The organism is Pseudomonas sp. GW456-E7 (genome assembly GCF_059424105.1).
The window spans coordinates 1-11,619 of record NZ_JBWKZB010000083.1 but is presented as its reverse complement, the minus strand read 5'-3'; the positions used below and the strand labels follow the sequence as shown (position 1 = coordinate 11,619).

The 11,619-nt window shown below is 64.1% G+C and carries 8 protein-coding genes and 1 pseudogene; all 9 read left to right on the top strand.

The window, feature by feature from the left end:
- Positions 1-282: 282 nt before the first annotated feature.
- The gene (locus AC07YV_RS28930; RefSeq protein WP_102702699.1) at positions 283-1,074 is read left to right on the top strand and encodes an enoyl-CoA hydratase/isomerase family protein; all 792 of its coding nucleotides are present in this window, start codon (positions 283-285) and stop codon (positions 1,072-1,074) included.
- A gap of 40 nt (positions 1,075-1,114) precedes the next feature.
- Positions 1,115-2,275, top strand: a complete 1,161-nt coding sequence (locus AC07YV_RS28925) for an acyl-CoA dehydrogenase family protein (protein WP_007981552.1) — start codon at positions 1,115-1,117, stop codon at positions 2,273-2,275.
- An 18-nt stretch (positions 2,276-2,293) separates the two neighbouring features.
- A complete protein-coding gene (locus AC07YV_RS28920; protein ID WP_102702698.1) occupies positions 2,294-4,393 on the top strand; it encodes an acetate--CoA ligase family protein in 2,100 nt (699 codons plus the stop codon).
- A gap of 10 nt (positions 4,394-4,403) precedes the next feature.
- Positions 4,404-6,011: a 5-guanidino-2-oxopentanoate decarboxylase gene (locus AC07YV_RS28915; RefSeq protein ID WP_102702700.1), complete on the top strand. Its 1,608-nt coding sequence runs from the start codon at positions 4,404-4,406 to the stop codon at positions 6,009-6,011.
- A 24-nt stretch (positions 6,012-6,035) separates the two neighbouring features.
- Positions 6,036-7,226 carry a pyridoxal phosphate-dependent aminotransferase gene (locus AC07YV_RS28910; protein WP_102702697.1) on the top strand — a complete coding sequence of 397 codons (1,191 nt, stop codon included), beginning with the start codon at positions 6,036-6,038 and terminating at the stop codon, positions 7,224-7,226.
- The gene (locus tag AC07YV_RS28905) at positions 7,219-8,634 is read left to right on the top strand and encodes an aldehyde dehydrogenase family protein (protein WP_102702696.1); all 1,416 of its coding nucleotides are present in this window, start codon (positions 7,219-7,221) and stop codon (positions 8,632-8,634) included. Before AC07YV_RS28910 ends, AC07YV_RS28905 begins: the two co-directional genes overlap by 8 nt.
- A 99-nt stretch (positions 8,635-8,733) precedes the next feature.
- Positions 8,734-10,335 (top strand): ABC transporter substrate-binding protein, encoded by a 1,602-nt coding sequence (locus AC07YV_RS28900; RefSeq protein WP_102702695.1) that lies wholly within the window; start codon positions 8,734-8,736, stop codon positions 10,333-10,335.
- A 186-nt stretch (positions 10,336-10,521) separates the two neighbouring features.
- Positions 10,522-11,481, top strand: a complete 960-nt coding sequence (locus AC07YV_RS28895) for an ABC transporter permease (protein ID WP_102702694.1) — start codon at positions 10,522-10,524, stop codon at positions 11,479-11,481.
- Positions 11,482-11,484: 3 nt separating this feature from the next.
- Positions 11,485-11,619, top strand: a pseudogene (locus AC07YV_RS28890) (ABC transporter permease); the annotation flags it as partial.

Genomic DNA, 11,619 nt, shown 5'->3' with positions numbered 1-11,619 from the left:
GCCTTCGGCAGCTCCTACAGGGATACAGGCGTACCCGATCAATGTAGGAGCTGCCGAAGGCTGCGATCCTGGCGTCATCGTGTCCACAGTTGTTCAAAGTTGTAACAAAGCAACCAAGGTATTTTCCAGAAAAATAATTAAATCTAATAAAAACAATAGGTTGTCTAAATTCTGAAGCTGTTACAGCCCATTTCCCCACCGATTGCCGCCTTACTGAACACTCGTTTAGTATGGCCTCAAGTCGCATCACCTCAGACCAATCACAATAATTCGAGGATTCCCATGACCACTCAATCGTCGCTGCTCAGCCAGGTCGAAGCAGGCGTTGCCTGGATCACCCTCAATCGCACTGCCCAGCGCAATGCGCTGGACGTTCCAACGCTGAAAAACCTGCACGCCTTGCTCGACGGTTTCAACGCCGATCCAGCGGTGCGCGTGGTGGTATTGACGGGCAGTGGCCGCAGCTTCTGCGCGGGTGCCGACCTCGATGAATGGGCGGATGCCGAAGCCCGGGGCGCACTGGAGACCTACGGCTGGACCGAGACCGCCCACGCCTTGATGACTCGCCTGCACAGCCTGGAAAAACCCACCATCGCCGCCATCAACGGTACCGCCGTCGGCGCCGGGATGGACCTGACCCTGTGCTGCGACCTGCGCATTGCCGGCCAGTCGGCACGCTTCAAGGCCGGCTACACCAGCATGGCGTACTCGCCGGACGCTGGCGCCAGTTGGCACCTGCCGCGCCTGATCGGCAGCGAACAGGCCAAGCGCCTGCTGTTCCTCGATGAACTGTGGGGTGCTGACCGTGCCCTCGACGCCGGCCTGGTCGGCGATGTCTGTGCCGACGATCAGTTGCTGGCGGTCACCAGCGAACTGGCCGCACGCCTGGCCGCCGGGCCGACGTTTGCCTTCGCCCAGACCAAAAAACTCATGCGCGAAGGCGCTGATCGCAGCCTGGCGGAACAACTGCAAGCCGAACTCGCCGCGGGCCTGTTGTGCGGGCGCAGTGAAGACGGCAACGAAGCCCTGCGCGCCGCCATGGAAAAACGCCCGGCACGTTTCGTCGGCCGTTGATTCCCACACTTCTTTCAGCACACGAACAACAGGTAGCACCATGAATTTCCAACTGACCCAAGAACAAGAAATGTTGGTGGACTCGGTACGCAGCTTCGTCGAGAAGGAACTGCTGCCCTATGAAGAGCAAGTCGACCGCGCTGACGAGGTGTCCCCGGAGCTGGCGGCGCAGATTCGCGGCAAGGCGATCGCCGCCGGGTTCTACGCCTTCAACATGCCCGAAGAAGTGGGCGGCGGTGGCCTGGACTACCTGTCCCAGGCGCTGATCGAACGTGAGCTGTCCAAGGTGTCCTGGGCGCTGCACGTGTTCGTCGCGCGGCCGTCGAAAATCCTCATGGCCTGCACCGGCGACCAGATCAACGACTACCTGTTGCCGTGCATCCAGGGCGAGAAAATCGACTGCTTCGCCCTGACCGAGCCGGGTGCCGGTTCCGATGCCAATGCGATCAAGACCCGCGCCGTGCGTGAGGGCGACGACTTCATTCTCAACGGCAGCAAGCATTTCATCAGTCACGCCGGGCATGCCGACTTCGCCATCGTCTTCGCCGTGACCGACACCTACGAACACAACGGCAAAAAGCGTAACGCCGTGACCTCGTTCCTGGTCGACCGCAACACCCCGGGCATGACCATTCGCCGTGGGCCCAAGTGCGTGAGCAACCGGGGTTACCACACCTTCGAAATGTTCTTCGACGACTGCCGCGTACCGGCCAGCAAAGTGCTGGGCGAAGTCGGCAAGGGTTGGGACGTGGCCAACGCCTGGCTGACCGCCGGGCGGGTGATGGTGGCGGCCAACTGCGTCGGTCAGGCCCAGCGTGCACTCGACGTATCGCTGCAATGGGCGGCGGACCGCAAGCAATTCGGCCAGCCAATCGGCACTTACCAGGGCGTGTCGTTCAAGTTGGCCGACATGGCCACGCAGATCCGCGCCGCCGAACTGCTGACCCTGCACACCGCGTGGAAAATGGACCAGGGCACCATGACCGATGGCGAGGCCGGCATGGCCAAGCTGTTCGCCAGTGAAGTGCTCGGCCGTACCGCCGACGAAGCGGTGCAGATCTTCGGCGGCATGGGCCTGATGGACGAAGGTCCGGTGGAGCGCATCTGGCGTAACGCGCGGATCGAACGGATCTGGGAAGGCACCTCGGAAATCCAGCGCCACATCATTTCCCGCGAGCTGCTGCGGCCGCTGCTGCGCTGACCGGCCCGGAGAATTCCCATGTCCCAAACCATTCGTGACAACCTCAAACGCATGCTCGCGCCGCAACACGTGGCGTTCGTCGGCGGCCGCAGCATGGCGCGCGCCCTCAAGCGCTGTGCCGAGGGCGGCTACCCAGGGCAGATGTGGCTGGTCAATCCGCAGCACGACAGCCTTGAAGGTGTGCCGTGTGTGCGCAGCGTTGTCGAGTTGCCTTGCGGCCCGGACGCGGTATTCATCGCCACCAACCGCGAACTCACCCTGACCTGCGTGGCCGAACTGGCCGCCATCGGCGCGGGCGGCGCGATCTGCTACGCCTCGGGTTTCGCCGAAACCGGCGCCGAAGGCCAGGCCCTGCAACAGCAATTGCTCCAGGCCGCTGGCGACATGGCCTTGCTCGGCCCCAACTGCTACGGCTTGCTCGACTACCTGCACAGCTCCGCGCTGTGGCCGGTGGCCCATGGCGGCAAAGCGGTGGAGAAGGGCGTGGCGGTGCTGACCCAGAGCGGCAACTTCGCCTACAACCTGTCCATGAGCGACCGCTCGTTGCCGGTGGCCTACATGGCCTCAGTCGGCAATCAGGCGCAACTGGGCGTGGCTGAATTGATGGACGTGCTGCTCGACGAGCCTCGGGTCACCGCTATCGGCCTGCACCTCGAAGGCCTGAAGAACGTCCCGGGTTTTGCCCGCGCCGCGCACAAGGCGCTGGAGAAGGGCATCCCGATCATTGCCCTGAAAACCGGCGTGTCGCAGATCGGCGCCGAACTGGCCTTGAGTCATACCAGTTCGCTGTCCGGCTCCGATGCGCTGTACGACGCGCTGTTCGACCGTCTCGGGGTGATCCGCGTCAGCGGCCCGGTGAGTTTTGTCGAAACCCTCAAGGCCGCGGCCTGCGGCAACCTGCCAGCGGGCAACAGCCTGATCGCGCTGGCCTGTTCCGGCGGTGACGCCGGCCTGATTGCCGACTACGCCGAACGCAACGACCTGGGCCTGCCGAAACTCGATCAAGGGCAGGTCGGCGAACTCGCGCACGTGCTGCCGACCTACGCCAACCTGGTCAACCCGCTGGATTTCACCACGGCGATCTGGGGCGACGGCGAAGCCTTGAACCGCATGCTCGACAGCGCCCTGCGCACCGAAGCCGACGCGGCGATGCTGGTGCTCGACTACCCGTCGGAGTTCACCGGCGAGCGCAAGGAGTGCGACCTGCTGCTGGAGCTGTACTGCGCGGCACTGCAGCGCCACGGCAAGACCGGTTTCGTCACCTCGGCCTTCCCCGAATTGCTGCCGGCCCATGCCCGTGAGCGTCTGCACGCGCAAGGTGTCGCGGCCTTGCAGGGCGTTGAAGACGGGCTGGCCGCGTGGGGCCGCATCGCCGGTTATCAGCGCAATCGCCAGGCCTTGCTGGCTCTGGGCGAATCGGCGCTGGTGCCGCTGTGCCCGCACGCGCTGGAAGGCGAGGGGCGCCTGCTCAATGAGTGGGACTCCAAGCAGGCGTTGAAAGCCTTTGGCCTGCCGACGCCAAACGGCGTATTGAGCACCCCGGAACAGGCCCTGAAGGATGCCGAGTCACTGGGTTATCCGCTGGTCTTGAAAGCCGTCAGCGCACAGCTGCCGCACAAGACCGAGGCCGGTGCCGTGGCGCTGAACCTCAAGGATGGCGCGGCGTTGAGCGCGGCGCTGGAGCAGATGCGCGCCAGCATTGCCGCCTACGCCCCGGGCGTAGCCTTCGATCAACTGTTGCTCGAGCCCATGGCCAAACCGCCACTGGCTGAGCTGATCGTCGGCATCAAGCGCGAAAACGATTTCGGCCTCGCGCTGGTGATCGGTGCCGGCGGCATTCTGGTGGAGTTGCTCAAGGACAGTCGCAGCCTGTTGCTGCCGACCACCGACGGTGCGATCCGCAATGCCTTGCTCAGCTTGCGCAGCGCCCCGTTGCTGCAAGGTTTCCGTGGCCGCGAGTCTGCTGACCTCGGCGCCCTGGTGACGGCGATCCGCGCCGTGGCCGACTACGCCTGCGAAAACGCCGCGCAACTGCTGGAACTCGATGTGAACCCATTGTTGGTCGGTGCCCAGGGCACGACTGCGGTCGATGCGTTGATTCGCCTCGGTCAGGAGTGAGGACATGAACATGCAAAGCAAAACCTTGACCGGCGGCCAGGCCCTGGTGCGCCTGTTGGCCAACTACGGCGTCGATACCGTGTTCGGCATCCCCGGCGTACACACCCTGGAGCTGTATCGCGGCTTGCCCGGCAGCGGCATTCGCCACGTGCTGACCCGTCATGAGCAGGGCGCCAGCTTCATGGCCGACGGTTATGCCCGGGTCAGCGGCAAACCCGGCGTGTGCTTCGTCATCACCGGTCCCGGCGTGACCAACGCCGCCACCGGTATTGGCCAGGCCTATGCCGATTCGATTCCGATGCTGGTGATTTCCAGCGTCAACCACAGCGCCAGCCTCGGCAAGGGTTGGGGCAGCCTGCACGAGTGCCAGGACCAACGGGCGATGACCGCGCCGATCACGGCGTTCTCGGCCGTGGCGCTGACCGCCGAAGATTTGCCGGAACTGGTCGCCCGTGCCTACGCGGTGTTCGACAGCGAGCGGCCGCGCCCGGTGCACATCTCGGTGCCGCTGGATGTGTTGGCGGCGCCGATCGCTCGTGACTGGAGCAACGAGGTGGTGCGTCGTCCGGGCCGTGGTCCGGCATCCGCCACTGCGCTTGACCAGGCCGTGGCCAAACTCAACGCGGCCAAACGGCCGATGATCATCGCCGGTGGCGGTGCACTCAATGCCGTGCAGGAACTCAGTGAACTCAGCTCGCGTCTCGCTGCGCCACTGTTCACCAGCGTCGCCGGCAAGGGCCTGCTGCCACCGGATGCGCCGCTCAACGCAGGCTCCTCCCTGTGTGTGGAGCCGGGCTGGAACCTGATCGCCGAGGCCGACGTGGTGCTGGCGGTCGGCACTGAAATGGCTGACACCGACTTCTGGCGCGAACGCCTGCCGCTCAAGGGCGAATTGCTGCGCGTCGATATCGACCCGCGCAAATTCAACGACTTCTATCCCTGCGCAGTGGCCTTGCAGGGCGATGCACAACAAACCCTCAGCGGTTTGCTTGAGCGCCTGCCATCGGACGTGCGGGATGCCGCCATGGCGATCGCCTCGGTTGCCGCGTTGCGCGAAGCGGTCAAGGCCAGCCATGGCCCGTTGCAGTCGATCCATCAGGCGATTCTCGACCGTATTGCTGTAGAGCTGCCGGAAAACGCCTTCATCAGCACCGACATGACCCAGCTTGCGTACACGGGCAACTACGCCTTTGACAGCCTGGCCATCCGCAGCTGGCTGCACCCGACCGGCTACGGCACCTTGGGTTATGGCCTGCCGGCGGGGATCGGCGCCAAATTCGGCGCACCGCAACGGCCCGGTCTGGTGCTGGTCGGCGACGGTGGTTTCCTCTACACCGCGCAGGAACTGGCGACGGCCGTCGAAGAGCTGGACAGCCCGCTGGTGGTGCTGCTGTGGAACAACGACGCCCTGGGGCAGATCCGCGACGACATGCTCGGCCTGGACATCGAACCCATCGGCGTACTGCCGCGCAATCCGGATTTCGCAGCCCTCGCGCGTGCGTTCGGTTGCACGGTGAACCAGCCGCAAAGCCTGGCCGAGTTGCAAACCGACTTGCGCCATGGCTTCAAGCGCAACGGCGTGACCTTGATCGAACTCAAGCATGCCTGCGCGCACTGATCTGTATTTGAAGGGGACGAAGCCATGCGCTTTTCCGATCTGACTCAACGCATCGCCGGTGATGGCGCTGCCGCGTGGGATATTCATTACCGCGCCCTGGCGCTGCGCGAGCAGGGCCAGGACATTTTGCTGCTGTCCGTGGGCGACCCGGATTTCGACACCCCACAGCCCATCGTGCAGGGAGCGATCGACAGCCTGCTGAGCGGCAACACCCATTACGCCGAGGTGCGCGGCAAGCGTGCCCTGCGTGAGGCCATTGCCAGGCGCCATCAACAACGCAGCGGCCAATCCGTTTCGGCCGATCAGGTTACCGTGCTGGCCGGGGCACAATGTGCGCTGTTCAGCGTGGCCCAATGCGTGCTAAATCCCGGTGACGAGGTGATCGTCGCCGAGCCGATGTACGTCACCTACGAAGCGGTGTTCGGTGCCTGCGGCGCCGTGGTGGTGCCGGTGCCGGTGCGTTCGGAAAACGGCTTCCGGGTGTTGCCTGAAGATGTCGCCGAACGCATCACGCCGCGCACCCGGGCCCTGGCGCTGAACAGTCCGCACAACCCGTCCGGCGCCAGCCTGCCGCGCAGCACCTGGGCCGCTCTGGCCGAGTTGTGCATCGGCCACGACCTGTGGCTGATTTCCGACGAGGTCTACAGCGAACTGCTGTTCGAAGGCGAGCACGTCAGCCCGGCGAGCCTGCCGGGCATGGCCGAGCGCACCGCGACCCTCAACAGCCTGTCGAAATCCCACGCCATGACCGGCTGGCGCGTTGGCTGGGTGGTGGCGCCACCGTCCCTCGCTGCGCACCTGGAAAACCTTGCGCTGTGCATGCTCTACGGCTCGCCGGATTTCATTCAGGACGCTGCCGTGGTGGCCCTGGAAAGCAACCTGCCGGAACTGGAGGCCATGCGCGAAGCCTATCGCCAGCGCCGCGACCTGGTGTGCGACAGCCTGGCCGATTGCCCCGGAGTGCGGGCGTTGAAACCTGACGGTGGCATGTTCGTGATGCTCGATATCCGCCAGACCGGGCTCAGTGCCCAGGCGTTTGCCGACCGTCTGCTGGATCGCCACGGTGTGTCGGTATTGGCCGGCGAGGCCTTTGGTCCGAGCGCGGCGGGGCACATTCGACTCGGTCTGGTGGTCGGCGCCGAACCCTTGCGCGATGCCTGCCAGCGGATTGCCCGCTGTGCCCGAGAACTGATGGAGGCTCAGGTTAATGCTTAATCACAACGCATTGTTTATTGATGGGCGCTGGCAAAAGCCGTCGGGGCAAGGGATCGCAGAGGTGATCAACCCGGCCACCGAGGAAGTGGGCGGCAGTGTTCCGCTCGGTGATGAACTCGATGTCGAAAACGCTGTGGCAGCTGCACGCCGAGCATTCGCTTCATGGTCGCGTACGCCGTCCAGCGTGCGCGCCGGTTACATTCGTGCCCTGGCCGGGCAATTGCGTGCCCGCGCTGATGAGATGGCCTCGGTCATCACCACTGAATTGGGCATGCCGGTGCAATGGTGCCGCTCGGTGCAGGTTGACGGGCCGATCGCTGGCCTTGAGCAGTACGTCGAACTGGCTCATCTCATGGACGAGGTGCGCGAAGTCGGCAATTCGCTGGTGATCCGCGAGGCCGTCGGTGTTTGCGCATTCATCAATCCGTGGAATTACCCGCTGCATCAGTTGATCGGCAAACTCGCCCCGGCCCTGGCCGCCGGTTGCACCGTGGTGGTCAAGCCGAGCCAGGAAACCCCGCTGCACGCCTTCCTGCTGGCGCAAATGATCGAGGACATCGGCCTGCCGGCCGGGGTGTTCAACCTGGTCAGCGGGCCGGGCTCGAAAGTCGGCGAAGCGCTGGCCAAACACCCGGACGTGGACATGGTGTCGTTCACTGGCTCCACCGGCGCTGGTGTTCGCGTTGCGCAAGCGGCGGCGCCTTCGGTGAAGCGGGTGTGCCTGGAACTGGGCGGCAAGTCGCCGCTGCTGATTGCCGAGGATGCGGACCTCGACGCGGCCGTGCGCTACGGCGTGCAGGACGTGATGATCAACTCCGGCCAGACCTGTACCGCGTTGACCCGCATGCTGCTGCCCGCCAGCCGTTATGCCGAAGCCGTGGAAATCGCGCTGCAGGAGACCCTGAGCCTGCGCATGGGCGATCCCCTCGACCCGCAAAGCTTCCTGGGACCTATGTGTTCCGCGGGGCAAAAACGCACCGTGCTCGATTACATCAAGGTTGGCCAAGAGGAGGGCGCACGGCTGCTGTGCGGCGGTGACGCGCCGTCGGCATTCGAGCGCGGCTTCTATGTCAGCCCGACGCTGTTCGCCGATGTCGACAACCGCATGCGCATCGCCCAGGAAGAAATCTTCGGCCCGGTGCTGTGCCTGATTCCCTACACCGATGAAGCACAGGCGATCCAGATCGCCAACGACTCGCCGTTCGGCCTGTCCAGCGGCGTCTGGGCCGGCAGTGCCGAGCGTGCCTTGCACCTGGGCCGGCAGATGCGTGCCGGCCAGTGTTTCCTCAATGGCGCGGCGTTCAATTACCAGGCGCCGTTCGGTGGCTACAAACAATCGGGCAATGGCCGGGAGTGGGGTGAGGAGGGACTCAACGAGTTCGTCGAAGTGAAGGCGATCCAGGTGTGACGGTAGGCGATTCAAATGTTGTATGCACCGGGCCCTGGCCCGGTGTCTTGCGTGGTTTTGAACCGGTAATTCATTAGCTTTTTGATCAGGGGCAATGCAATGAGCGATAACAAAAACAAGATTACTCAAGCGAACCATGAATTCAGCTTCCCGCGCAGGGACTTCCTGAAGTACAGCGCGGCAGCCGCGGCGGTGGCCGGGGCGTTCTCCATGGGGCTGCCGTTCGGCGCCTTTGCCGGGGAGGCCACGCCAAAGCCGGGTGGCGTGTTGCGTCTGGGCCTGGCGGGCGGCAGCACCACGGACTCCAAAGATCCGGGTTCCTGGTCCGACACCTTCACCTTCGTCGGCTTCTCGGCGGTCTATAATACCCTGACCGAAATTGCCGTCGACGGCACGGCCATCCCCGAACTGGCCGAAAGCTGGACCTCGACCCCGGACGCGCGTGTCTGGACTTTCAAGATTCGTCAGGGCGTGACCTTCCACAACGGCAAGAACTTGACCGCCGAGGACGTGGTGGCGTCGATCCAGCATCACCTTGGCGAAAAATCCACCTCGGCGGCCAAGACCGTGCTGGGCGATGTGGCCAAGGTCAGTGCCAACGGCAGCGACAGCGTGGTGTTCGAACTGCACTCGGGCAACGCCGACTTCTCCTATGTGGTTGCCGATTACCACCTGGCGATCATGCCGAGCAAGGACGGCGCGGCGGACTGGCAGGCCGGCGCCGGCACCGGTGGCTATCGCCTCAAGGACTTCGAACCGGGCGTGCGCATGACCCTGGAGCGCAGCCCCGATTACTGGAAACCGGGCCGCGCGCACTTCGCCAGCGCCGAGTTGATCGCGATCTCCGACGGCGCGGCACGGGTCAATGCGCTGGTCACCGGGCAAGTGGATGTGATCAACAAGGTCGACCTGAAAACCGTCGCGCTGCTCAAGCGCAACCCGAACCTGGTCATCGAAGAAACCAAGGGCGCCCAGCACTACACCTTCCCGATGCTCACCGACAGCCAGGTGTTCCTGAACAACGACGTGCGCCTGGCGATGAAGCACGCGATCAACCGCGAAACCCTGCTGGCCTCGGTGCTGCACGGCTATGGCCTGGTGGGCAACGACCACCCGATACAGCCCGGCAGCCGCTTCATCAACACCGCACTGGAACAACGCACCTACGATCCGGACAAATCGCGCTTCTACCTGAAGAAGGCCGGTCTGGATTCGCTCAAGGTGCGCCTGCAAGCCTCCGACGCGGCCTACACCGGCGCGGTGGACGCCTCGGTGCTGTTCAAGGAGCAGGCGCGTGCCGCCGGGATCGACATCGACGTGGTGCGCGAGCCGGCCGATGGCTTCTTCTCCAACGTGTGGATGAAGCAGCCCTTCACCACCTCGTTCTGGTACAGCAGCCTGACCGCCGACCGCATGTTCAGCATCGGCTACGCCAAGGGCGCGGCCTGGAACGAAACCCACTGGGACAACCCGCGCTTCAATCAACTGCTCAACGCCGCTCGCGGCGAAATGAACGACCCGCTGCGCCGCGAGATGTACAACGAAATGCAGGCGCTGTGCCGGGACGAAGGCGGGGCGATCGTGCCGCTGTTCGCCAGTTCCGTGGCAGCGCGTTCCAACCGGGTGGTTCACGGCGGGCAGACGGCGCCCTACGGTGAACTGGATGGCCTGCGGGTGATCGAGCGCTGGTGGCAGGCATAAAGCGGAAAGTTGAACTGTGGAGATCAACTGTGGGAGCGAGCTTGCTCGCGATGACGGCAGCACATTCAACATCAATGTTGGCTGACAGTCCGCTATCGCGAGCAAGCTCGCTCCCACAGGGGGCGTGTTCCCACAGTAGAAATTTGCAGGATTATGCAAGCGTGCCTATTTTCAAGGAACTGCACGATGAGAAGTATTTTCAAGCTGTTGGGACAGCGCCTCGCATTAGGCCTGCTGTCCCTGTTCGCCGTTTCAGTGATCATCTTCCTGGCCGTCGGCATGCTCCCGGGCGACATCGCCCAGGCCATGCTCGGCCAGTCGGCCACCCCGGAAACCGTGGCGGCCTACCGCGCGCAACTGGGGCTGGATCTGCCGCCGCTGAGCCGTTTCGGCCACTGGATCTGGCAGCTGTTGCACGGTGACCTTGGTGTATCGCTGGCCAACCAACGGCCCATCGCCGATCTGGTTGGCTCGCGCCTGGGAAACACCTTCAGCCTCGCCTTGCTGGCGGCCCTGGTGTCGGTGCCGCTGGCATTGTGTCTGGGGATGCTCGCCGCGCTGTACCACAACAGCTGGTTCGACCGCCTGCTCAACACTTCGGCCCTGAGCGCGGTGTCGTTCCCCGAGTTCTTCGTTGCCTACATCCTGATCCTGGTGTTCGCGGTGAAGCTCAACTGGTTCCCGAGCATTTCCAACCTGGCACCGGACGCTTCGTTGGGCACGGTACTGGAGCGCTCGGTGTTGCCGGTGGCGACCCTGAGCCTGGTGGTGATCGCGCAGATGATGCGCATGACCCGCGCCTCGTTGATCAACCTGCTGGCCAGCCCGTACATCGAAATGGCCCGGCTCAAGGGCATCAGCCAGTCGCGGATCATCTTCCGTCACGCCTTGCCCAATGCCCTGGCGCCCATCGTCAACGTGGTGGCGTTGAACCTGGCGTACCTGGTGGTCGGGGTGGTGGTGGTCGAAGTGGTGTTTGTCTATCCGGGGCTCGGCCAGTTGCTGGTGGACTCGGTGGCCAAGCGCGACATCCCGGTGGTGCAGGCCTGCAGCCTGATCTTCGCCGCGACCTACATCCTGCTCAACACCAGCGCCGATGTGCTGTCGATCGCCAGCAACCCACGCCTGATGCATCCGAAGGGGTAGACCATGAGCCTGTTAAAACACGTGTGGCGGGCGCCCCTGAGCGCCCAGTTCGGTTTGTTGATGATCCTGCTTTACGTGCTGGTGGCGGTGTTCGCGCCGGTGTTGGCGCCGTTCGGCGAAACCCAGGTGGTGGGCGGG